At 58.3% G+C, this 23,122-nt stretch carries 18 protein-coding genes and 1 rRNA gene; 5 read left to right on the plus strand and 14 right to left on the minus strand.

All coding sequences use genetic code 11. The annotated features are described in order from the left end of the window. The first annotated feature begins 2 nt into the window (after positions 1-2). Positions 3-2,897: a ribonucleoside-diphosphate reductase subunit alpha gene (locus P3G59_RS21540; RefSeq protein ID WP_277758879.1), complete on the plus strand. Its 2,895-nt coding sequence runs from the start codon at positions 3-5 to the stop codon at positions 2,895-2,897. Between the two features lie 173 nt (positions 2,898-3,070). Here the strand turns inward: P3G59_RS21540 and P3G59_RS21545 are convergent, their stop codons facing one another. From P3G59_RS21545 to P3G59_RS21580, 8 genes are all read right to left on the minus strand, one after another. Then, the gene (locus P3G59_RS21545; protein ID WP_277758880.1) at positions 3,071-8,827 is read right to left on the minus strand and encodes a hypothetical protein; all 5,757 of its coding nucleotides are present in this window, start codon (positions 8,825-8,827) and stop codon (positions 3,071-3,073) included. 333 nt (positions 8,828-9,160) lie between these two features. Then, on the minus strand, positions 9,161-10,498 hold the full coding sequence (gene flgE / locus P3G59_RS21550; RefSeq protein ID WP_277758881.1) for a flagellar hook protein FlgE: 1,338 nt from the start codon (positions 10,496-10,498) through the stop codon (positions 9,161-9,163). Positions 10,499-10,529: 31 nt separating this feature from the next. Further along, positions 10,530-11,255, minus strand: coding sequence for a flagellar hook assembly protein FlgD (flgD, locus tag P3G59_RS21555; protein ID WP_277758882.1), 726 nt, complete (start codon positions 11,253-11,255; stop codon positions 10,530-10,532). 15 nt (positions 11,256-11,270) lie between these two features. Next, positions 11,271-11,714: a flagellar basal body rod protein FlgC gene (gene flgC / locus P3G59_RS21560; RefSeq protein ID WP_003227217.1), complete on the minus strand. Its 444-nt coding sequence runs from the start codon at positions 11,712-11,714 to the stop codon at positions 11,271-11,273. 3 nt (positions 11,715-11,717) lie between these two features. Continuing rightward, positions 11,718-12,125 carry a flagellar basal body rod protein FlgB gene (gene flgB / locus P3G59_RS21565; protein WP_007917581.1) on the minus strand — a complete coding sequence of 136 codons (408 nt, stop codon included), beginning with the start codon at positions 12,123-12,125 and terminating at the stop codon, positions 11,718-11,720. 11 nt (positions 12,126-12,136) lie between these two features. Further along, positions 12,137-12,409: a hypothetical protein gene (locus P3G59_RS21570; RefSeq protein ID WP_277758884.1), complete on the minus strand. Its 273-nt coding sequence runs from the start codon at positions 12,407-12,409 to the stop codon at positions 12,137-12,139. A gap of 49 nt (positions 12,410-12,458) precedes the next feature. After that, positions 12,459-13,286, minus strand: a complete 828-nt coding sequence (cheR, locus tag P3G59_RS21575; protein WP_007917583.1) for a protein-glutamate O-methyltransferase CheR — start codon at positions 13,284-13,286, stop codon at positions 12,459-12,461. Positions 13,287-13,332: 46 nt separating this feature from the next. After that, entirely contained in the window at positions 13,333-14,265 is a 933-nt protein-coding gene (locus P3G59_RS21580; RefSeq protein WP_277758885.1) for a chemotaxis protein CheV, read from the minus strand. Between the two features lie 82 nt (positions 14,266-14,347). On the opposite strand from P3G59_RS21580, the gene flgA reads away from it, so the two are divergent. The 4 genes from flgA (at position 14,348) to P3G59_RS21600 (ending at position 16,936) form a co-directional block, all read left to right on the plus strand. Beyond that, positions 14,348-15,109 carry a flagellar basal body P-ring formation chaperone FlgA gene (flgA, locus tag P3G59_RS21585; protein ID WP_277762189.1) on the plus strand — a complete coding sequence of 254 codons (762 nt, stop codon included), beginning with the start codon at positions 14,348-14,350 and terminating at the stop codon, positions 15,107-15,109. 149 nt (positions 15,110-15,258) lie between these two features. Then, positions 15,259-15,585, plus strand: coding sequence for a flagellar biosynthesis anti-sigma factor FlgM (gene flgM, locus P3G59_RS21590; RefSeq protein WP_077574151.1), 327 nt, complete (start codon positions 15,259-15,261; stop codon positions 15,583-15,585). A 48-nt stretch (positions 15,586-15,633) separates the two neighbouring features. Beyond that, positions 15,634-16,101: a flagellar protein FlgN gene (locus tag P3G59_RS21595; protein WP_277758886.1), complete on the plus strand. Its 468-nt coding sequence runs from the start codon at positions 15,634-15,636 to the stop codon at positions 16,099-16,101. 88 nt (positions 16,102-16,189) lie between these two features. Further along, complete coding sequence (locus P3G59_RS21600) at positions 16,190-16,936, plus strand: flagellar brake protein (protein WP_277758887.1); 747 nt, start codon at positions 16,190-16,192, stop codon at positions 16,934-16,936. A 134-nt stretch (positions 16,937-17,070) separates the two neighbouring features. On the opposite strand, the gene P3G59_RS21605 is transcribed toward P3G59_RS21600, so the two are convergent. The 6 genes from P3G59_RS21605 to rrf all read right to left on the minus strand — a co-directional run bounded on the left by P3G59_RS21605 (position 17,071) and on the right by rrf (position 22,988). Continuing rightward, positions 17,071-18,459: an MFS transporter gene (locus tag P3G59_RS21605; protein WP_277758888.1), complete on the minus strand. Its 1,389-nt coding sequence runs from the start codon at positions 18,457-18,459 to the stop codon at positions 17,071-17,073. A 69-nt stretch (positions 18,460-18,528) separates the two neighbouring features. After that, complete coding sequence (locus P3G59_RS21610) at positions 18,529-19,770, minus strand: glutamine synthetase family protein (protein WP_277762190.1); 1,242 nt, start codon at positions 19,768-19,770, stop codon at positions 18,529-18,531. 200 nt (positions 19,771-19,970) lie between these two features. Beyond that, a complete protein-coding gene (locus P3G59_RS21615) occupies positions 19,971-20,663 on the minus strand; it encodes a HAMP domain-containing sensor histidine kinase (protein ID WP_277758889.1) in 693 nt (230 codons plus the stop codon). Continuing rightward, positions 20,660-22,264, minus strand: coding sequence for a tetratricopeptide repeat-containing response regulator (locus P3G59_RS21620; RefSeq protein ID WP_277758890.1), 1,605 nt, complete (start codon positions 22,262-22,264; stop codon positions 20,660-20,662). The genes P3G59_RS21615 and P3G59_RS21620 overlap by 4 nt, the downstream gene beginning before the upstream one ends. A gap of 256 nt (positions 22,265-22,520) precedes the next feature. Then, complete coding sequence (locus P3G59_RS21625) at positions 22,521-22,748, minus strand: hypothetical protein (protein WP_277758891.1); 228 nt, start codon at positions 22,746-22,748, stop codon at positions 22,521-22,523. A 124-nt stretch (positions 22,749-22,872) separates the two neighbouring features. Beyond that, positions 22,873-22,988 (minus strand): 5S ribosomal RNA (rrf, locus tag P3G59_RS21630). Positions 22,989-23,122: the final 134 nt, after the last annotated feature.

Raw genomic sequence — 23,122 nt, forward strand, 5'->3', positions numbered from 1 at the left:
CCATGCAAACCGACACAACTCGCGAGAACCCGCAGGGCACCTTGCCGCAGGCCGCCGATTCGAATTCGGATCTGGCAGCCACCGCGCCTGGTCAACTGCGCGTGATCAAGCGCAATGGCACTGTCGTTCCTTACACCGATGACAAGATCACCGTCGCTATCACCAAAGCGTTCCTCGCAGTTGAAGGCGGCACCGCTGCCGCTTCGTCGCGAATCCATGACACCGTTGCCCGTCTGACCGAGCAGGTCACCGCGACCTTCAAGCGTCGCATGCCATCGGGTGGCACCATCCACATCGAAGAAATCCAGGACCAGGTCGAACTGGCCCTGATGCGTGCCGGCGAGCAGAAAGTCGCCCGCGACTACGTGATCTACCGTGACGGCCGTTCGAAAGAACGCGCTGCCCACGCCCCGGCCGAAGAAGCGGTCAACGCTCACCCGTCGATCCGCATCACCCGTGCCGACGGTAGCCTGGCGCCGCTTGACATGGGCCGTCTGAACACCATCGTCACCGAAGCGTGCGAAGGCCTGGAAGAAGTCGACGGCGACCTGATCCAGCGCGAAACCCTGAAAAACCTGTACGACGGCGTGGCCCTGACCGACGTCAACACCGCCCTGGTAATGACCGCCCGTACGCTGGTCGAGCGTGAGCCGAACTACTCGTTCGTGACCGCCCGCCTGCTGATGGACACCCTGCGTGCCGAAGGCCTGGGCTTCCTCGGTGTGGCCGAAAGCGCCACTCACCACGAAATGGCCGACCTGTACGCCAAGGCCCTGCCGGCCTACATCGCCAAAGGTATCGAGTTCGAGCTGCTGAACCCTGTGCTGGCCTCCTTCGACCTGGAAAAACTGGGCAAGGCGATCAACCACGAGCGTGATCAGCAATTCACCTACCTGGGCCTGCAAACCCTGTACGACCGTTACTTCATCCACAAGGATGGCGTGCGTTTCGAACTGCCGCAGATCTTCTTCATGCGCGTGGCCATGGGCCTGGCGATCGAAGAGAAGCAGAAAGAAGACCGTGCGATCGAGTTCTACAACCTGCTGTCGTCCTTCGACTACATGTCGTCGACTCCGACTCTGTTCAACGCCGGCACCCTGCGTCCACAGCTGTCGAGCTGCTACCTGACCACCGTGCCGGATGACCTGTCGGGCATCTACCACGCGATCCACGACAACGCCATGTTGTCGAAATTCGCTGGCGGTCTGGGCAACGACTGGACGCCGGTTCGCGCTCTGGGTTCGTACATCAAGGGCACCAACGGCAAATCCCAAGGCGTTGTACCGTTCCTGAAAGTAGTGAACGACACCGCCGTAGCCGTTAACCAGGGTGGCAAGCGCAAAGGCGCTGTCTGTGCCTACCTGGAAACCTGGCACATGGACATCGAAGAGTTCATCGAACTGCGCAAGAACACCGGTGATGATCGTCGTCGTACCCACGACATGAACACTGCCAACTGGATCCCTGACCTGTTCATGAAGCGTGTCTTCGATGACGGCAAGTGGACCCTGTTCTCGCCATCCGAAGTGCCGGACCTGCACGACCTGACCGGTAAAGCCTTCGAAGAGCGCTACGAGTACTACGAAGCCCTGACCGAATACCCAGGCAAGGTCAAACTGTTCAAGACCATCCAGGCCAAAGACCTGTGGCGCAAAATGCTCTCCATGCTGTTTGAAACCGGCCACCCATGGCTGACCTTCAAAGACCCGTGCAACCTGCGTAGCCCGCAGCAGCACGTCGGCGTGGTTCACAGCTCGAACCTGTGCACCGAGATCACCTTGAACACCAACAAGGATGAGATCGCCGTTTGCAACCTGGGCTCGATCAACCTGCCGAACCACATCGTCAACGGCAAGCTGGACACCGCCAAGCTGGAACGCACCGTGAACACCGCCGTGCGCATGCTCGATAACGTGATCGACATCAACTACTACTCGGTGCCACAAGCGAAGAACTCCAACTTCAAGCACCGTCCGGTCGGTCTGGGCATCATGGGCTTCCAGGACGCTTTGTACCTGCAGCACATCCCTTACGGTTCCGACGCTGCCGTCGAGTTCGCCGACAAGTCGATGGAAGCGGTCAGCTACTACGCGATCCAGGCGTCCTGCGACCTGGCTGACGAGCGTGGCGCTTACGAGACGTTCCAGGGTTCGCTGTGGTCCAAAGGCATCCTGCCACTGGACTCGCAACAGATCCTGATCGAACAACGCGGCCAGAAGTACATCGATGTCGACCTGAACGAAACCCTGGACTGGGCACCGGTTCGCGCCCGTGTACAGAAAGGCATTCGTAACTCGAACATCATGGCCATCGCACCGACCGCGACCATCGCCAACATCACTGGCGTATCGCAGTCGATCGAACCGACCTACCAGAACCTGTATGTGAAATCGAACCTGTCGGGCGAATTCACCGTGATCAACCCGTACCTGGTTCGCGACCTCAAGGCTCGCGGTCTGTGGGACTCGGTCATGATCAACGACCTGAAGTACTACGACGGTTCGGTTCAGCAGATCGAGCGCATCCCGCAAGAACTCAAAGAGCTCTACGCGACCGCGTTCGAAGTGGACACCAAGTGGATCGTTGACGCGGCCAGCCGACGTCAGAAGTGGATCGACCAGGCCCAGTCGCTGAACCTGTACATCGCCGGCGCATCGGGCAAGAAGCTCGACGTGACCTACCGCATGGCCTGGTACCGTGGCCTGAAAACCACTTACTACCTCCGTGCCTTGGCCGCGACCAGCACCGAGAAGTCGACCATCAACACCGGTAAGCTGAACGCTGTTTCCAGCGGCGGCAACCACGGCGACGATTCGGTTCTGGCAGCGCCAGCCGGTCCTGCTCCAGTGCCAAAGGCTTGCGCGATCGACGAGCCGGATTGCGAAGCTTGCCAATAAGCTGAGCTGAATCAGGCGTTGCGAGACGCCTGATACTCTCCGGGCAAAAGAAACCCCCGACAGACTTCTGGTTTGTCGGGGGTTTTCTTTTGTCTGGACTAAATATTGAAGCAAAAAAAACGGCGAAACCTGAATACAGGCTTCGCCGTTTTTCTGTTGTCGCTAGTTAATCATCACACCGTGAATGCTTCAGACATTGCCTGTCCAACCACCGGAATGGTGAAGGATTCACCATTGTTGGTGTAGAACTTCTCGATAGTGTTGGCACCCGCATTCCAGTCCTTGAGGAACACACCGGAATTCAGGTTGCCGCTCTGGAAGTCGGCTTTATTGAAGATATAGACACCCAAGTCATTGGACTTGAGTACAACATCACCGAACGTCTGAATATTCCTCAGGGTAACAGTGTCGTTGCCCGAGATGCCGTCATCAAAAATCGCCACCATGGTCTTCGAGGCCACGAAGTACTGATCGCTTCCCTCACCACCATAGCCGTCACCCGACGCGCTCAGGTACAGCTTGTCATTGCCCGCTCCGCCTCTTAGTTCATAGCCATTACCAATGGCTATCAACTCGTCATCGCCATCGCCCCCGTCTGCGATAGCTGAGACGACGGTAATCCTGTCATTGCCCGCATCGCCATAGTAAATAGAACCGACGTCATGCACGTAACCTGTGATGTAGTCGTCACCGTTACCGCCATGGATGATATCTGCCTGGTTATCCGTCGAGGACACACCGGTCAGGGCACCGGTATCGCTGAAGTTGTTGCCGTACAGGATGTCGTTGCCGTCCCCACCGTCGATGATGTCGTTACCGTCACCGCCCTCGATCATATTGGCCAGCGCATTGCCCGTCAGCGTGTCGTTGAATGCGGAACCGACGAGGTTATCAATGTTACTCAACACATCACCTTCGGCATCGCCTCCGGTGCCTGTACCGGTCAACAGATTGATCTGCACCGCTGCAGCGCTGTTGATGTACCACGCCGCATCGCCGCGCCCCACGCCGGTCAGCACATCCGCACCGCCACCGCCGACAAAGCTTTCGCGCGCGCCGGCACTGCCGGTGAAGTTGTCCGCATAATTGGACCCCAGGAATGCTTCGATGGAGGTGTACACGTCGCCTGCCCCTACGCCGGCCACCAATGGTGCGCCGAGGTTGAAGGTGACGCCTTCGGTTTCATAAGCAAAGCTGAGGTAATCGACACCGGTGCCGCCATCGAAACGATCCGCTCCCACACCACCAATGAAGATGTCACCCGTGTTGGATCCGTTGATCTGCTCGATACCGCTGTAGGTATCTCCTGCAGCCGCGCCGCCGCCGGCTACACCGGCCTTGGTACTGATTATCGTCATGCCGCTGTCGGCATAACTGGCGATGTCAAAACCTGCACCGCCAATCAGTTGATCCGCACCTGCGCCACCGAACAGAACGTCATTGCCCGCACCGCCGGTGATGATGTTGTCACCAGCATTACCCCGCCCGGTAAAGCTGCCCGTGCCGGTATAGGTCAGACGTTCCACTTCCGCGCTCAGGGTGTAGCTGGCCTGATTGGTGCGCACTTCGTCATCACCGCCGCCTGCCAGTTCATCCACCAGGACTGCACCGCTGCCGTTGGCGATATAGATGTCGTTACCCTGGCCACCGCTGAAGGTCATGGTTCCGGCCGTGACCGTGAACTGATCGTCGAAGGCTGTCCCGACAATGTTTTCGAATTTGCTGAACACATCGCCTTGCGCATCGCCACCCACGCCGGTGCCGGCATTATTGGTCACCGTCATGACGATGGCTTGGGCGGAACCGGAGTAGTCCAGCTTGTCTGTGCCGTCGGCGCCGTCGAAGATGTCGGCCTGGCCGCTTGCAACAAAGGTATCGCCATAGGACGAGCCACGAAACGCCTCGATGCCGGTAAAGGTGTCCCCGGCTGCGTTTCCGGTGTGCACACCGGTCTTGAAGTTCAGCGTCACGCCGGCACCACTGTAATCATCTTCGTAGCTGGCAGTGTCAGTGCCGGCTCCACCGATCAGTTGGTCCGCGCCGGCGCCGCCCATGAGCACGTCATTGCCACTGCCGCCGGTAATGATGTTGTCGCTCGCGTTGCCACGGCCGGTGAAGTTACCAATCCCGACACCGGTATAGGTCAGACGCTCGACGCCAGCACTCAGCACGCCAGTGGCCTGGCTGGTGCGCACTTCATCATCGCCACCGTCAGCGCCCTCGATGACGGTCAAGGTCCCGCTACCGTTGACGATGTAGACATCATTGCCCGCACCACCACTGAACGTCATCGAACCTGCGGTGAGAGTGAACTGATCGTCCTGAGCCGTGCCGACAATGCTTTCGAAGTTACTGAATACATCGCCTTGTGCGTCGCCACCCCCACCGACACCGCCGCCATTAGCGACCGACATGATGATGGCCTGCGCAGAAGTCGAGTAATCCAGCGTGTCGATGCCGCCATTGCCATCGATCGTATCGACGGCGGTGCTGGCGACAAACGTGTCCGCATAGACCGAACCACGGAACGCCTCTATACCACTGAAGGTGTCGCCGCGCGCCAGACCTGTATGTTCACCCGTCTTCAGGTTGAGGGTCACTCCCACCCCGGTGGCGACATCGTCGTAGCTGGCAGTGTCGATACCGGCGCCACCGATGAGCTGATCAGCCCCTGCGCCGCCCATGAGCACATCGTTGCCCGCACCACCGGTGATGATGTTGTCGCCGGCATTTCCGCGCCCGATGAAGTTGCCGCTGCCGGTGTAGGTCAGCCGCTCGATTTCCGCACTCAGCACCCCGCTGGCCTGACTGGTACGCACCTCGTCATCGCCGCCACCCGTCACTTCGATGGCATTGATAACACCCGTGCCCTCGATGATGTAGACATCGTTGCCCGAGCCACCACTGATTGCAGTGGTGCCGGCGTTTACGGTGAAGCGGTCATCGAGGGCCGACCCGATGATCCATTCCATATTGCTGAACTGATCGCCTTGCGCGTCCCCACCCTGACCTGTACCGGCGCCACTGGTGACCGACAGGTTGATGGCTTGAGTCGAGCCGGAGTAGTCCAGTTTGTCACTGCCACCGGCGCCATCCAGCGTGTCGATGCCAGCACCGGCGAAAAAGGTATCGCCATAGCCCGAGCCCCGAATCGTCTCGATGCCGTCGAAGGTATCCCCCTGGGCCAGTCCCGTGTGCACGCCGGTCTTGAAGTTGAGGGTCACACCGACCCCGGTGTTTTCATCTTCATAACTGACGGTGTCCATGCCGGCGCCGCCGATGAACTGATCCGCGCCCGCGCCACCGTAGAGGACATCATTGCCAGCGCCACCCGTGATCACGTTGTCGCCAGCGTTACCGCGACCGGTGAAATTGCCCGTGCCGGTATAGGTCAGACGCTCGACGTTAGCCGCCAGCGTCACGTTGAGCTGATTAGTGAAGACCTCGTCGATACCGCCACCGGCGGCTTCGATAATGCCGGCGTTGGTATTGCCATTGATGATGTAGACGTCATTGCCCGCGCCGCCATTGAGGACCAATCCGCCACCGGTGAGGGTGAAGGTGTCGTTGAAGGCCGAACCGATGACAGTTTCCACGTTGATGAACGTGTCGCCCAGAGCGTCACCAGCAGTACCGGTGCCCGCTGCGCCAACGGACGAAGTAATACTAATGGCCTGCGCCGAGGTTGAGTAATCAAGAACATCGCTGCCCTGCAAACCATCGAAGCTATCGACGGCAGCGCCGCTGACGAAGGTATCGCCGTAGTTGCTGCCCTTGTACAGCTCGATACCGGAGTAGCTGTCACCCAAGGCGATGCCCGCGTTGACACCGGTCTTGAGGTTCAGCGTCACGCCAACACCATTGACCACGTCTTCATAGCTGGCGATATCGAAACCGGCACCGCCGATCAACTGGTCGGCTCCTGCACCACCGATCAATACATCGTCACCCGCGCCGCCGGTGATGATGTTGTCTCCAGCGTTGCCGAAGCCCTTGAAGTTACCCGTACCGGTGAAGGTCAGGCGCTCGACGTTGGCCGCCAGATACAGGGTGTTTTGGGTCGTGCGAACTTCGTCGTCACCACCACCGGCAGCTTCGATGATGCCTGCGTTGGTATTGCCATTGATGATGTAGACGTCATTGCCCGCGCCGCCATTGAGGACCAATCCACCACCGGTGAGGGTGAACGTATCGTTGAAGGCCGAACCGATTACAGTTTCCACGTTGATGAACGTGTCGCCCAGAGCGTCACCAGCAGTACCGGTACCCGCTGCGCCAACGGACGAAGTGATGCTGATGGCCTGCGCCGAGGTTGAGTAATCAAGAACATCGCTGCCCTGCAAGCCATCGAAGCTATCGATTGCTGCACCGCTGACGAAGGTATCGCCGTAGTTGGTGCCCTTGTACAGCTCGATACCGGAGTAGCTATCGCCCAAAGCGATACCCGCGTTGACACCGGTCTTGAGGTTCAGGGTCACGCCAATGCCATTGACCACGTCTTCATAGCTGGCGATATCGAAACCGGCACCGCCGATCAACTGGTCGGCTCCTGCACCACCGATCAATACATCGTCACCCGCGCCGCCGGTGATGATGTTGTCTCCAGCGTTGCCGAAGCCCTTGAAGTTACCCGTACCGGTGAAGGTCAGGCGCTCGACGTTGGCCGCCAGATACGCGGTGGTCTGTGTCGTGCGGACCTCGTCGTCACCACCACCGGCAGCTTCGACGATGCTGGCATTGGCATTGCCGTTGATGACGTAGACGTCATTGCCCGCCCCGCCATTGATGACCAATCCACCGTTGAGGGTAAACGTATCGTTGAAGGCCGAACCGATGACAGTTTCCACGTTGATGAACGTGTCACCCTGAGCATCGCCACCGGTGCCGGTGCCTGCGCCACCCGCGGAGACAATGATACCGATGGCCTGAGCCGAGGTTGAGTAATCGAGGACATCGCTGCCCTGCAAGCCATCGAAGCTATCGACTGCTGCACCGCTGACGAAGGTATCGCCGTAGTTGCTGCCCTTATACAACTCGATACCGGAGTAGCTATCGCCCAAGGCAATACCCTTGTTTACACCGGTCTTGAGGTTCAGGGTCACGCCAACGCCATTCACTATTTCCTCATAGCTGGCTATATCGAAACCGGCACCGCCGATCAACTGGTCAGCCCCTGCACCACCGGTCAACACGTCATCCCCCGCACCGCCGGTGATGATGTTGTCGCCAGCATTACCCACGCCCTTGAAGTTACCCGTACCGGTGAAGGTCAGGCGCTCGACGTTGGCCGCCAGATACGCGGTGGTCTGTGTCGTGCGGACCTCGTCGTCACCACCACCGGCAGCTTCGACGATGCTGGCATTGGCATTGCCATTGATGAAGTAAACGTCATTGCCAGCGCCGCCATTGATGACCAATCCACCGTTGAGGGTGAACGTATCGTTGAAGGCCGAACCGATGACAGTTTCCACGTTGATGAACGTGTCACCCTGAGCATCGCCACCGGTGCCGGTGCCTGCGCCACCCGCAGAGACAGTGATACCGATGGCCTGAGCCGAGGTTGAGTAATCAAGGACATCGCTGCCCTGCAAGCCATCGAAGCTATCGGCGGCGGCGCCACTGATGAAGGTATCGCCCCAATTCGTGCCCCTGAATACTTCGATGTCAGTGAACGTATCGCCCTTCGCAGCGCCAGTGTGTATACCCGTCTTGAGGTTCAGCGTCACCGGGATGACGTTGGTCACATCCTCATAACTGGCAATGTCGATCCCTGCTCCACCATTAATCTGGTCGGCCCCGTCACCGCCCATCAACACATCATTGCCGGCGCCCCCATTCAAAATGTCATCACCGGCATAGCCACGTATCTGATCATCACCTGCGGTACCCACCAGGGTATCTGCCGCATTGGTGCCATTTATAACTGCCATTACATCTTCCTTGTGTTGTGTGTCGAAACTACGCAGAAACGCCAGGCACTCCGGGGTTGACCCTCTCTGAGGGTGCACTGGGCTTGATTATTTGTAGGGTTGAGCAGGCGAGGCAGTGTTTTTTATGACATCCACTTCAGTGCAGCCTGTCGCTGCACTGCGAAGCAGACCGTACGAAAATTTGACGGACACCGCTTGTTACTCGTGACGTCAGCAAGTTCCACACCAGACGAGCCGACGAACGGTAGAGAATTGAAAAATTAAATGCTGCTTGCGCACAAAAAAAAACCGACACCCTGGGGCGTCGGTTTTTGCTAGAGCCGAGTACAACCATCAGGTCATCTGAATGATGGTCTGCATGATGGTGCTCTGAGTGGAGATGGTCTTGGCGTTCGCCTGATAGTTGCTCTGGCCCTTGATCAGGTCTACCAGCTCGTTGGTCAGGTTAACGTTCGACTCTTCCAGCGAATTGGAAGCGATCGACCCCAAGGTACCGGTTTCCGGTGCATCGTAGCCCGGAATACCCGAAGCAAACGTCTCTTTCCAGCTAGTGCCACCGATAGCCTGCAGGCCTTGTTCGTTGGTGAAGCTGGCCAGCGCAACCTGGCCGATGGCCTTGCTCTGGTTGTTGCTGAAGTTGGCAAACAAGGTACCAGTGCCGTCGATGGTCAGGTTGGTAATCTGGCCAGTGGCGTAACCATCCTGAGTCGGAATCGAGCGCGCGGTATCAGCGTTGTACTGAGTGGTCTTGGCCATCGAAATGGTAATACCGGCCGGGTTGGCAGACGCACCGTTAGGCGTGAAGGTACCGTTGACCACTGTGCCCGGCTTCCAGCCGGTCAGTTTCAAGTCGCTGCTGATGATCGGGTTTGGGTTCGGTGGCGGCAGAGTGCTAGGCGTGCTGACCTGAGTCAAATTGCCAGAGCTGTCGAACGTCAGCGTCGAAGCAACCGGATCGACCTTGGTTGGATCGCTGCCGGCCGCATCCGGGTTACGGCCATCGACCAAGGTGTACACCTTCCAGGTGTTCTCGCCAGTTTTCACCACGTACTGATCCATAACATGCGAGTTGCCCTGCGTGTCATAGATCGGAGTGCTGAAGCTCTTCGTGTACGTCTCAAGCTTGCTCGGATCAAACTTGCCGGCCGGCACTGTGTCGTCGATCTTCGATGCAGTCGAGTTCAAGTTGATGCTCGAAGTCACTAGCGAAGTCGATTTCGGCGCCAGGTTCGAGGTGTCGATCTTCAGATCGGTCAATACGCCGTTGATGATCTTGCCGTTGGCGTCCACACCGTAACCCTGCAGGCGCGAGGTGTAGTCAGTGTTGGTGATGTAACCGGCGTTGTCGACCTTGAACGTACCGGCACGGGTGTAGGACACCGAGCCGTTGTTGCTCATGGTGAAGAAGCCCGAACCGTTGATGCCCATGTCCAGCACGTTACCGGTGTTGTTGATGTCACCCTGGGTGAACTGCTGGGACACGTTGGCCAGGCGCACGCCGTTGCCGATCACTTTGCTGCCGCTGCCCAGGCGAGTCGCCGAGTAGACGTCTTCGAATTCTGCACGGGACGATTTGAAACCGGCGGTCGCGACGTTGGCGATGTTGTTGCCGGTCACGTCCAGTTGTTTGTTGGCTGCATAGAGACCGCTAAGGCCGATATTGAAAGACATATTCCACTCCTTTGTGCCGGTTTAGTCGGCTCTATATACCAATGGTTTGTACTTTGGACAGGGCAACGGTGCCCTTGCCGGACAGGTTGAGCATCAGCTCGCCGCCGGTCTGGCTGATCGTCACGCTGGTGACGGTGGCCGGCAGGTAGGTCGCCATATCGGTCGAGGTACCATTGATCGATGCGTTGGCCTTGACGGTATAAGTACCGGTCTTGACCACATTGCCGTCCTTGTCCTTGCCGTCCCAGGTGAAGCTCGCGCTGCCTGCGGCACGACTGCCCAGATCGATGGTGCGAACCACCGTGCCGCTGCTGTCGGTAATGCTCACGGTGCCGCCGGCGATCGACGACGGAACGGTGACGGAACCGGTCATGCCCTTGCTTGGATCGTCGAGCTGAACCGAGTTGGTCTGCACGATCACGTTGCGGCCCACCAGCGACGACGCCTGCAAGGCTTGCGAGGAGTTGTAGTTGCCGGCCAGCGAACTGACTGTGCTGTTCAGCGTGGTGATGCCTTCCAGGCTGCTGAACTGCGCCAACTGGGCAACGAATGCGCTGTTGTCCTGCGGATCGAGCGGGTTCTGGTTTTTCAGCTGGGTGACCAGCAATTGCAGGAACGCATCCTTGCCCAGGGCCTGGCCGCCGGTGGCGCTGTTGGTGGCCGAAGCAATGCCACCGGTGGTCGAACTGGTCTTTTTCGACGAGTTCGCCAGGATGTCATTCATGCTCAAGCTGCTGGTGGTATCGGAAACACTCATGGCCGTCGCCCCTTATTACTGACCGAGGGTCAGTACCTTCTGCATCATGGTTTTGGCGGTGTTCATCATTTCGGCGTTGGTCTGGAAGGACCGGCTCGCGGAAATCATGTCAGCCATTTCTTCCACCACGTTGACGTTCGGGTAGTAGACGTAACCTTTGGCGTCGGCCGCCGGATGGTTCGGCTCGTAGCGCGCTTCGAGGTTGCTCTGGTCTTCGACCACACCGAGCACCTGTACGCCTTGACCGGCCGCGTCCTGGCTCTGGAACAGCGAATTGCTGCCGCTGTTCTGGCCGCCCTGGAACATGGTGGCGAACACCGGGTGACGGGCGCGATAGGTCTGATCGATGCTCGAGGAGACGGTTTCGGCGTTGGCGATGTTCGAGGCCACGGTGTTCAGACGCGTGGTCTGTGCGCTCATGCCGCTGCCGGCAATGTTGAAAACGCTGGACAGGGACATGGATTACTCTCCACGCAGGGCTGACACCAGCCCTTTGAATTTGCTGTTGAGCAGGGTGAAGCTGGCCTGGAAGCCGACCGCGTTTTCCGCGTAGTTCGACTGTTCCAGTTGGGCGTCCACGGTGTTCTGGTCGATCGAAGGTTGCATCGGCGTGCGATACATCAGCGATTCGTCGCCGTTGCCCAGGCCTTCAGCTTCGATGTGACGGCTGTTGGTCATGTTCAGGGCGATGGTGCCGTTGGCGTTTTTCTGGGTCTGTGCTTCAAGCACTTTGGAGAAATCCAGATCCCGCGCCTTGTAGTTCGGGGTATCGGCGTTGGCGATGTTGTTGGCCAGCACTTCGGCACGCTGGGCGCGGAAGCCCAATGCCTTTTCGTGAATGCCGAGCGCTTTATCGAAGCTGATGCTCATGTCGGGAACCTTCAGGTGACCGGTTTTTCGTAACTGAGCTTTAGCAAGCGCCGTGCCAAACCCAAAAACGCCGATAAACCGGGGCTTTGCGGGACGTCGGCAAAGCGGCAATGCCAGAAAAGCGGCAACCGGTTTCCGCCGGATGCCGCTTTTCTGCCGCTCTCAGCCCTGCCCTTGCCATGTAGGAGCTGCCGAAGGCTGCGATCTTTGATTTTGCCTTTAAAGATCAAGATCAAAAGATCGCAGCCTTCGGCAGCTCCTACATGAAACAAAGCATCAGGCATAAAAAAGGGAGCCCTTGGGGCTCCCGTTTTTTATGCCTGATGCTTTGTTTCACTTCGCCTGGTAAATGATCCCCGGGCTGCACTGAACCATCTGGTAATGGTCCGGCAAACCGTTCAGCGCTTCGGAAGCGCCAAGGAACAGATACCCCCCCGGCTTCAACGTGCTGTGAATGCGCAACAGGATGTCTTTCTTCACTTCGGCAGAGAAGTAGATCAACACGTTGCGGCAGAACACGATGTCGAACTTGCCCAGCGCGGCATAGCTGTCGAGCAGGTTGAAGGAGCGAAACTCCACGCGGTTCTTGATCGGCGCCTTGATCACCCAGCGCCCCGGCCCTTTCGGGTCGAAGTAACGCTGCAGGCGTTCCGGCGACAAACCGCGACCGATCGCCAGGCTGTCGTACTCGCCAGTCTTGCAGTTGGTCAGCATCAGGCCGGACAGGTCAGTCGCAACAATCTGCACACCCATCTTCAACTGGCCAAGGTTGCTGCGCTCGAACTCGTCGATGGACATCGACAGCGAGTACGGTTCCTGGCCCGACGAGCAGGCGGCCGACCAGATCCGCAGACGCTGGTTGGGGCTGGCCTTGATCGCTTCAGGCAGCACCTTGTTCTTCAAGACTTCAAACGGATAGGTGTCACGAAACCACAGGGTTTCGTTGGTCGTCATGGCATCGACCACCTGCTCGCGCAAACCGCTGCGTGGCTGGGTCTGGATGCGCTGAACCAGCTCACCCAGGGATTTGATGCCTTGCTGCTCCATCAGTTTGTTGAGACGGCTCGAGACCAGATACTGCTTGTTTTCACCGAGCAAAATGCCACAGGCTTTTTCCAGGAAGACCCGGAACTGTTCGAAATCCAAATTACCCGTAGACAATGATGCCGCCTCTTAAATCGTGTTGACCGCCAGGGACAAAAGGCCCCTAGCTGATATCTGCTGCTTTGATCCGGTCGACTACCCGGGATGCCAGGTCATCAGGACGGAATTTGGCCAAAAAGTCATCGGCACCGACTTTCTTGACCATCGCCTGATTGAATACCCCGGACAACGAAGTATGCAGGATGATATGAAGCTTTTGCATGCGTGAGTCGCCGCGGATTTCTGCCGTCAGGGTGTACCCGTCCATCTCCGGCATCTCGATGTCGGAAATCATCATCAGGAACTCTTCTTCCGGCTTTTTGCCTTCTTCGACCAGCTTGCGCAGGTAATCCAGCGCCTGCTTGCCGTCATTCAACGCCACGACTTCGACGCCGATCGTTTGCAGGCAACGCGTGACCTGCTTGCGCGCCACCGATGAGTCATCGACCGTCAAGACACGCAACGACAGTGCCTTGGTCTGGGTCTCGACATCGACCACGCCCACCGAAATCGCTTCCGGTGTCGGCGCAACTTCGGCCAGCACTTTCTCGACGTCGATGATTTCGACTAACTGATTGTCCACCCGAGTCACAGCGGTCAGGTAATGATCGCGACCCGTGCCCTTGGGTGGTGGATGTATTTCTTCCCAGTTCATGTTGACGATGCGCTCCACCGAGCGGACCAGGAAACCCTGGGTCTTGGTGTTGTACTCCGTGATGATCACGAACGGGTTGTTCTTGTCTTTCAACGCTCCGGAACCGGTGGCCATTGCCAGATCAAGGATCGGAATGGTCGCCCCCCGGATATTTGCCACCCCGCACACGACAGGACTGGACTTGGGCATCAACGTCAGCGACGGGCACTGCAACACTTCCCGCACCTTGAACACGTTGATTCCATAGAGCTGCTGGCCGTCGAGACGGAACAACAACAGCTCCAGGCGATTCTGCCCTACCAGTTGCGTGCGCTGGTTCACCGAATCCATTACACCAGCCATGCCCAGACTCCTACACCAACGCCAAGTGTTGTTGCGACGCACATTCATTGCTAAACGGCACGGCGCTTGCTTTTTAACCCGTATGAACGCTCAAACGACATTTTTCCGACGCCTGACATCGCCTCTTCGCAGAGGGCTTTGTACTGCGTGCGCCATTTGCTGCTTTTTCGCTGGCAGCCCTGCCATTGCTGATGCGGTTACCTTGCCTGACATGCTTATCGGCGTCACTCAGGGCTTTCTTGAGTTCACCGTAGAAGACTATCTGGCTACCAGTCAAACGGAAGGCCGCTACGAAATCGAAGTTAACCAGCTCGACCCCCGTATGCGCATGCCTATGTGCGACAAGGAATTGACAGCGACTTTGGAGAGCCCGGCACGTCCGTTGGGCCGGGTTACCGTGAAGGTTCGCTGTGAGGGCGCCTCGCCCTGGACCGTGTTCGTGCCCGCTCAAGTCCGCCTGTTTCGCGAGATCGTGACCACCACGCGACCGCTCAAACGTGCCGGCATTATCGAGCCGCAGGACGTGACCTTGCGCGAACGCGACATCAGCCAGATCAATCAAGGCTTTCTGACCTCGGTAGACGAAGCGATCGGGCAGAAATTAACCCGACCAACGGTAGCCGATCAGGTCATTACCCTGGTTCATCTGGAACAGGCCGAAGTCATTCGCAAGGGCGATCAAGTGGTCATCACTGCGCGCAGCGGCACACTCGCCGTGCGCATGCCCGGTGAAGCGCTGGCCAATGGCGGTTTGAAAGAACAGATCCGGGTGAAAAACCTCAACTCGCAACGGGTCATCAAGGCGCAAGTCACCGCGCCCGGCCAAGTGGAAGTCGCGATGTAGAAAACTGGCGCTGACCCCGGCTGTTCCCTAAACTGTGCCGCAGCAGGACACGCGTCGGCGCATGCAAGGCTCATGAGTAAATGTGCCTAAAGTTTTCCAGGGGATGGCCGAAAACATGGCAAGCGTCCAAATTCCCAGAGGTTTTTATCATGGTCATCGATTTCAGCCGTTTGAACAGCTCCTCGTCACTTACGGGCAGTACACGTACCAGCAACGCCAAGGAAACCGCCGAAACCGGCACCTCCGCGCCGCTGAATACCCAGGCCGAACCGGCCAGTACCGCAAAAAGCGGGGAATCGGTACACCTCAGCAATGAGGCTCAACAGTTGCAGAAGGTCACTGACAAGCTGCGCGATCAGCCTGCTGTCGACAAAGCCCGCGTGGCCGAGTTGAAAGCCGCGATTGCCGATGGCAGCTATAAAGTCGACAGCAACCGTGTAGCCAGCAAACTGCTCAACTTCGAAGCCCAGCGCTAGGCCTTTGCCGGCGCGAGGCTTTTGGACGCTTAACACCCAAGGCCAGCCATGCACGACACTAATTTATTGCAATTGATCAACGACGACTTTGCTCCAGCTCAACAATTGCTGGAGTTGCTGCAAACCGAATCCCTCGCGTTGCATGGTCGCGACATGCCTCTGCTGGAAGAAATTCTGGCGCACAAACAGGCATTGATCATTCTGCTTGAACAGCATGGCCGCAAACGCAGCGAGATCCTCGCCAGCCTCAACCTGCCGACCGATCGCACAGGTCTTGAGCAACTGGCCAGCCAGTCGAGCATTGGCGAGCAGCTGCTGACGCAAGGCGATGCATTGACCGATCTGATCGCTCAGTGCCAGGCCGCCAACGTCAAGAATGGCCAGTCCATTCAGATCCAGCAGGCCGCCACGGCCAATCAGTTGAAGATCCTCACCGGTGGCGAAGCGCCGGCGCTTTATAACGCCAGCGGTACTTTTGCCAAACCTGCCATACCGCGTCCGCTCAGCCAGGCATGAGCCGTTGATGCGCCAGCACTATCAACCCGCGGAACATGCTGGCAAAATGCTGGCAAGTCGTCATATTTTGTCTGGAGATTGATAAACCGTGTCCAACGCCCTCAGCGCGGATGATGCTCCGCAGCCCCCTAAGGTGCTCACCACGCCACTGGAAATCTCCAGCAACCTGCGCCAGCTGCAAGAAAGCCACGATCCGCTGATCATCACCTTTCATGAGCGCAGCCAGCGCTTCCAAAGCTACCTGATCAAAGTCGACCGCGACAGCGCTTCGATTGCTCTGGACGAGATGATCCCGCGTGATGGCGAACGCTTCCTGCTGGCCGGCGAGCCTTTCAGGGTCGAAGGTTTTCACGATGGCGTGCGCATCGCCTGGGAATGCACCGGCACGCTGAATATCGAGGAATCGCAAGGTGACCGCTTCTACACCGGCGAGCTACCGACCGAAGTGGTTTACCACCAGCGCCGCAATGCATTCCGTGCAGCGCTGAAACTGACTGATCTGGTCAGCGTTGAACTGGGCGGCGAAAAGCTCAAGGCGCCGATCAACGGCAAACTGCTGGATATCTCCGCGACCGGCTGCAAGCTGCGTTTCGAAGGCGATATCACCGATCGCCTGCAACTGGGTCAGGTCTATGACCGCTTGATCGCCCCGCCACTGTTCGGCAACCAGCCAACCTCCGTCGAACTGCGTTATCTGCACTTCGAAGAAAAACTCAACATCACCTTTGCCGGCCTGCGCTTCCACAACATCAGTGGTCAGGCCGCACGCAACGTTGAGCGCTTTGTTTATCAGTTGCAGCGTGAAGCACGGCGTTTCGATAAAGACGATCTCTGATTCGCACGCAAACACAAAAAAGGGCAGCCCCGAATGGGACTGCCCTTTTTTATGCCTGCTCAAATGATCCGGCAGCGCTGAGTCCCCTCACCACAGTTCATCCATTCACTATGGATAACTGCGACCTGCAGATATCAGGGCCGCGCACCGCTGATGTCCGGCGACGGTTTATCGCTGTCGTCATCCGGGTCAGGCACCACCGCCGGATCAGGCTGAACTTCAGGCTCTGGATCAGGTTGCGGTTCTGGCTCAGGCGCCACGGTATTCTGCATCTGCTCCTGCACCACTTGCTCGTCTACCCGAGGGTCGAGGGCTGCCACCAGCGGCGAGCTGGACATACTGTCGGGCATGGCCACGTGATGCAGCGGTGCATCGTCGACCTGGTGCAGATTGGTCACGGCTTTCGGGCGGATCCGCCACACCAGCACCAACGCGAAAAAGCTGAAGAACGCATACAGGCTCTGGCTACCGAACAGCTTCATCAGCACGCCTGCGAGCAACGGCCCGATGCTCGCGCCGACACCGTAAGTGACCAGCAGCATCGCCGTCAGCGACACCCGGCGATCACCTTCAACGTGGTCGTTGGAGAACGCCACCGCCAATGGATACAGACAGAACTGCACCAGCGAACACAGGAAGCCAACCCCGAACAACACTTCCAGCGGCACGTGCGGAAGGATCGCCAGCGGCAACGCCGCCACCGCCAGGAACCCGGCAAAGCAACGAATCAGCAGCGCCCGGTCATAGCGATCAGACAGCCAGCCCAATGGCCACTGCACCAACAGGCCGGCAAAAATGCAGCTACCCATAAACAAACCGACCTGCTCGGTCGACAGCCCCTGCTGCGAGGCATACAGCGGCGCCAGACCGTAGAAGGAGCCGATGATCAGGCCGGCACCGAGCACCGTACTCAACGACTGCGGCACTCGTTTGATAAAGAACCGTGGCTCCATCGGCGCCGGATGCAACGGTGCCGGGTGAATGCGCCGGGTCAGCGTCACCGGCACCAGACACAAAGCAAAGCACAAGGCGACCAGCATCAGCAGTTCCAGGCCCAGCCCCGGATGCATGACCAGAATCAGCTGACCCAGCACCAGTCCGAGATACGAAGCGATCATATAGCCGCTGAACACCAGGCCACGCTGATTGGCATCGGCCTGCTCGTTGAGCCAGCTCTCGATCACCATGTATTGGCACATCATGCCCAGACCGACGATGGTCCGCAGCACCAGCCACGCCGGCAGCCAGTCCACCAGACCATGGCCGAGCACCGCCGCGCCGACAATCCCGGCGCACGCCGAATACGCGCGGATATGCCCGACCCGGGCGATCAAGCGGTGACCGATCTTGCCGCCCAGCACCAGGCCGAAATAGTTGGCTGCCATCAGCGCACCGACCCACAGTCCATCGACATGGTCAGCGGCCAGACGCAAGGCCAGATAAGTGGATAAAAGGCCCGAGCCGATCAACATCATCAGCGAGGCGAAATACAGCGCTCGAAAGGATTTCCAGATTTGGCGCATCGGCGTTCCGAGCGGCTCCTTGCAGTAAAGACCGGGCTATCAAAACGATAGCCCGGTGGCGACAGTTCGTCAGGCCTGGGCTGCTAGAACACGCCGTTCCCAGGGAGTGATTTCATCAAAGAAGCTGGTCAACTCCATGGTCTTCGAAGCGATGTAGCCTTCGATGAACTCCTGTCCGAACAGTTCCCTCGCCAGTTGGCTACGTTTCAGACGTTCAAGCGCGGCGTGCAAGGTACACGGCAGCGAGAGGTTGTCCGGGACCTCGAACTCGCCCTGAATCGCCTCGGTCGGCTCAAGTTCATGCTCGATACCATGCAGACCCGCAGCCAGACTGGCGGCGATCGCCAGGTACGGATTCGCATCGGCGCCCGGCAGACGATTTTCCACCCGACGAGCAATCGGCGCACTGGCCGGAATTCGCAGCCCGGCGGCACGGTTGTCGTGGGACCAGCACGCGTTGTTCGGCGATGCATACGGATGGCACAGGCGCTGATAGGAATTCACGTTGGGTGCAAACAACGCGGTGAAATCGGCCATGCCCGCCTGCTGCCCACCGATGAAGTGGCGGAACATCGCGGTCGGCTCACCGTGCGCGTCACTGAACACATTCTTGCCGCTGTCGATGTCGACGATGCTCTGGTGAATGTGCATCGAACTGCCCGGCGTGTGGGCCAGCGGTTTGGCCATGCACACCACGGTCAGGCCGTGCTTGAGCGCGACTTCCTTGAGCAGGTGCTTGAACAGGAACGTCTGGTCGGCCAGCAGCAGCGGATCACCGTGCAGCAGATTGATCTCGAACTGGCTGACGCCCATTTCGTGCATGAAGGTATCGCGCGGCAGGCCAAGGGCGGCCATGCATTTATAGACTTCGCTGAAGAACGGCCGCAGACCGTTGTTGGAACTGACACTGAACGCCGACAAACCGTCTTCGCGACGACCGTCGAGGCCAACCGGCGGACGGAACGGCTGAGTCGGATCGGTATTCGGCGCGAAGACAAAGAATTCCAGCTCGGGCGCCACCACCGGCGCCAGACCACGAGCCGCATAACGCGCGATAACTTTCTTGAGTTGGCCACGGGTCGACAGGTTGGAGCTTTCGCCGCTCAGTTCATCGGCATCGCAAATCGCCAGGGCGCGCGGGTCGTCACTCCATGGCAAACGATGGATCTGGCTCGGTTCGGCAATCAAGGCGAGATCGCCGTCATCGCTGCCGTAAAACCGTGCCGCCGGGTAACCACCCATGATGCATTGCAGCAGCACGCCTCGCGCCAGCTGCAAACGCCGCCCTTCGAGGAATCCCTCGGCGGTCATCACCTTGCCCCGTGGTACGCCGTTCAAATCCGGCGTGACACATTCAATCTCATCAATGCCGGTCAATCGCTGCGCGAGTGAACGCTGGCCATCGGTTGTCATGACGCAATCCTTGTTATTGTGCGAGCCGCGAACGGCGACCCGTACAAAATAGGCTTCGGCTGTTCGGAATATCAAGCAGCGTCAAACAAAAACCTTTGTCACGGCAGATAAAGGCTGAACACCCCGCCACCAAGCGGTCCGCCATTGCGGATTTCGGTGCGACCTTCAACACCGTTGCGCTGATGCAGCGCCGCGATACGATTGGCGAAATACAAACCGAGCCCGGTGCTGCCACTGCTGTGGTTGATGCCTTGCACATAGTCGGCCTGACGCTCGAGCATCTCGGCCGGGTAACCGTCGCCGTCGTCGTTGATGCTCAGCACCAGTTGCCCGGCCTCGTCGCTGACGGTAATCAACAGCGATTCGCGGGCATAACGAATCGCGTTATTGATGCAGTTACCCAGCACCGAGGCAACCAGCTCTCGGTCGAAGAAACCCAGTGGGCTTAGCGGGTCGACCTCATAAGTGGCGATGATGCCGCGACTGGCAAACACCTCTTGATGCGCCGCCAGTTGAGCCTCGATAAAGTCGTCCAGTTCGTGATACGCCGGTTGCAGCGGCATCTGGTTGACGCCGAGTTTGTACAGCCCGAGCAACTGCACCAGCATGCCGTTGAGGTGGGCGAACTCGAAGTCGATGACGCCCTGCTCCGAACCTTCGCGCTGCGCCTGCGGCAATCGCGCGAGCCATTGGCTGTGGGCCTGCATCAGCAAGGCCAGCGAGTTCTTCATGTCGTGGACGGTGGAGGCAATCACCGTGGAAAAATCCAGCGCCTGCTTGTCGTTACTCATTCGCCAAACGCCTTGCTTTTCAGCTTCTGATAACGCGCATAACGCGCGTCGGTGTCGGGCATCAGGCCAACCATTTTCAGGCAGGCCCGACATTCTTCCAGCTCGGCCGACGGCACACTGGTGTCGGTGCCATGGAGCAGCGACTGGGCCATGTTCAGGGCGATACTGATGTTCTTCGGTTGCATCTTCAGCGCCTTGCGGAAGACCTCGCGGGCCTCCACCAGATTACCGGTCTTGTACACTCGCACGCCCTGACGATTGAGGTCGGCAGCGGCGTTGCTGGAGCTGAGAATAGTCGGGTCATCGGTCAGCTTGGCGATGTCTTTCATCACAGCCGGGTCGTCACCGTAGATCTCCGCACAGCTTTTGAGCATCGAGGTGCCCGCCTCGGCCTGACCGAGCATCTGCAACTGCTTGGCGACCAGCAGCGCCGCTTCCGGGCTCATGAACTGCTCCATGCCGTCGAGACGCATCAGCGCTTGCTCGGTGAGTTTGTCGGCGGTTTCGGCATCGTTGAGCAGCAGGCTGGTGGCCTTCATCAGGCGCGCTCGAATCTGCAAGCCGGGGTCGGTCGGATTCTCCTTGGCCACGGCACTGAGGGTCGTGTTGATTTCCAGCCGCGTGCGCGTATCGAGACCGCGCTCGCTGCCCTTGCTGATCAGCGCATGGGCCAGACCCAAGTTGCTTTCCGGGTCCTTGAACCGCGACTGCGCACCTTGCGACACCGCCTGGCGATAGGCGCGCGAAGCGGTGTCGAAATCCTCGTTGGCCATCGCCAGTTTGCCCAGCAATGCCTGCCGACGCACCGCCAATGGTGATAGGCGAATCGCTTCTTCGAGCACTTGCTGCGCACCTTTGGTATCGCCCTCCGATACCAGCACATCGGCCATGCCGTCATACAGCGACGGCATCATCGGGAACACCTTCAGCGCTTTTTCATAAACCCCTTTAGCCTGTGCAACCTGACCGCGCTTGAACAGCAACTTGCCCAATCCGGCAAATGCCCACGGCAACGGTCGGTCGGCAATGATGCTGTCGTAAAGGCGTTCCAGCGCTTCGTTCTGGTTCATGTCGCGCAGCGCATCAGCGCGGTAGCGCAGGCACAGCGGCGAATAACGGATGTCCTGCTTGCACAGGGCGATGCAGGCGTTTAGCACCTCGACCGGTTTGCCACGGTCGAGGGCCTGCAGAATCGGTTTGAGCAATGTCTTGCGCTGTTCCAGACGCTCCAGGCGCTGGGCCAGACCGGAACGGTTGAACGGTTTGGTCAGGTACGCATCCGGCTCGTGCTCCAGGGCACTGAGCACCATCGCCTGACTGGTCTCGGCGGTGACCATGACGAACACTGCTTCATGGCTGATGAGCTTTTCCAGCATCAGGTCTTCGAGTACCTGCTGTCCGTTCTTCTTGCCGTCGCCAAGGTGGAAATCCTGCAGAATGAAATCGTAGGACTTCTGCGCGCACATCTTCAGCGCCTGTTCACCAGTGTCGGCGGTGTCGACATCCTTGACCCCAAGCTCACGTAGCATCGAACGCACGGAACTGCGGAAATCCGAGAAATCATCGACGATCAGAAAACTCTTTTGGTGATACGACAGCATCGAAGATTTCCAGGCAATTGAAGTGAGGGCAATTTCAGGCGCGCAGATGATAGCTGGCGGCCAAATGCTATCAAGCGATTTCGCGCGACTTTTAAGTCACCGAATGGGTTATCGGCCAGAGGTGCCGTTCCCTGAAGCCGGCGCTTCAAGATTCCTCGCCCAACGATTACCCCGCGCGCGGGTGCAACTTTCCACTACAGGGTTTACATCGTGTACATCAAAGGACGCTGCATCACGTCTGTCTGTGCGCTGCTGTTTATACAGCAGGCAATGGCGGCTGGCGCTCGCCGTCAAAACGACTGCCGGCGATTTTCACGGCGATGCCAATGAAGATGACGCTTCGATAACGCACTTTCCGACAGCGCGGCCCAAAGGCGTTACGGCCAATGAATGGCGAGCGTTGACCGCTTCGCGGGTGACTGACGCTGCCGAGACTGGCCTGACCTCTTACACTTTGCAGGATCTGGATGAACTGTGCGGTCACTTCAGAAGGAATTTCCCCAATGGCAGTTCTTGCGACGGTTGGGGCGGATCCAGGCGTTGTAAAAACTTTTCTACAGGCAAAACAAAACCCCAACTGCTTTCGCAATTGGGGTTTCGGAATTTAATCTTGACGATGACCTACTCTCACATGGGGAAACCCCACACTACCATCGGCGATGCATCGTTTCACTGCTGAGTTCGGGATGGGATCAGGTGGTTCCAACGCTCTATGGTCGTCAAGAAATTCGGGTACCGAATCGTGGCCAGAGGGCCGCGCTTCAGCAAATTGGGTATGTGGTAGCTTTCGGTGTTTTGTGCTGCCTTTTTAGGTGCAGTCGAACTTTCGGTTCGTTTCGTCTTCACACACCGCAATCT

The sequence above is a fragment of the Pseudomonas sp. A34-9 genome (assembly GCF_029543085.1).
Classification (GTDB): Bacteria; Pseudomonadota; Gammaproteobacteria; order Pseudomonadales; family Pseudomonadaceae; genus Aquipseudomonas.

Excerpts from the sequence above, each read along its gene's own strand:
- P3G59_RS21540 (WP_277758879.1), top strand. The coding sequence starts at position 3 with ATGCAAACCGACACAACTCGCGAGAACCCGCAGGGCACCTTGCCGCAG.
- P3G59_RS21545 (WP_277758880.1), bottom strand. The coding sequence starts at position 8,827 with ATGGCAGTTATAAATGGCACCAATGCGGCAGATACCCTGGTGGGTACC.
- flgE (WP_277758881.1), bottom strand. The coding sequence starts at position 10,498 with ATGTCTTTCAATATCGGCCTTAGCGGTCTCTATGCAGCCAACAAACAA.
- flgD (WP_277758882.1), bottom strand. The coding sequence starts at position 11,255 with ATGAGTGTTTCCGATACCACCAGCAGCTTGAGCATGAATGACATCCTG.
- flgC (WP_003227217.1), bottom strand. The coding sequence starts at position 11,714 with ATGTCCCTGTCCAGCGTTTTCAACATTGCCGGCAGCGGCATGAGCGCA.
- flgB (WP_007917581.1), bottom strand. The coding sequence starts at position 12,125 with ATGAGCATCAGCTTCGATAAAGCGCTCGGCATTCACGAAAAGGCATTG.
- P3G59_RS21570 (WP_277758884.1), bottom strand. The coding sequence starts at position 12,409 with ATGCCTGATGCTTTGTTTCATGTAGGAGCTGCCGAAGGCTGCGATCTT.
- P3G59_RS21580 (WP_277758885.1), bottom strand. The coding sequence starts at position 14,265 with ATGGCTGGTGTAATGGATTCGGTGAACCAGCGCACGCAACTGGTAGGG.
- flgA (WP_277762189.1), top strand. The coding sequence starts at position 14,348 with ATGAACGCTCAAACGACATTTTTCCGACGCCTGACATCGCCTCTTCGC.
- flgM (WP_077574151.1), top strand. The coding sequence starts at position 15,259 with ATGGTCATCGATTTCAGCCGTTTGAACAGCTCCTCGTCACTTACGGGC.
- P3G59_RS21595 (WP_277758886.1), top strand. The coding sequence starts at position 15,634 with ATGCACGACACTAATTTATTGCAATTGATCAACGACGACTTTGCTCCA.
- P3G59_RS21605 (WP_277758888.1), bottom strand. The coding sequence starts at position 18,459 with ATGCGCCAAATCTGGAAATCCTTTCGAGCGCTGTATTTCGCCTCGCTG.
- P3G59_RS21610 (WP_277762190.1), bottom strand. The coding sequence starts at position 19,770 with ATGACCGCCGAGGGATTCCTCGAAGGGCGGCGTTTGCAGCTGGCGCGA.
- P3G59_RS21615 (WP_277758889.1), bottom strand. The coding sequence starts at position 20,663 with ATGAGTAACGACAAGCAGGCGCTGGATTTTTCCACGGTGATTGCCTCC.
- P3G59_RS21620 (WP_277758890.1), bottom strand. The coding sequence starts at position 22,264 with ATGCTGTCGTATCACCAAAAGAGTTTTCTGATCGTCGATGATTTCTCG.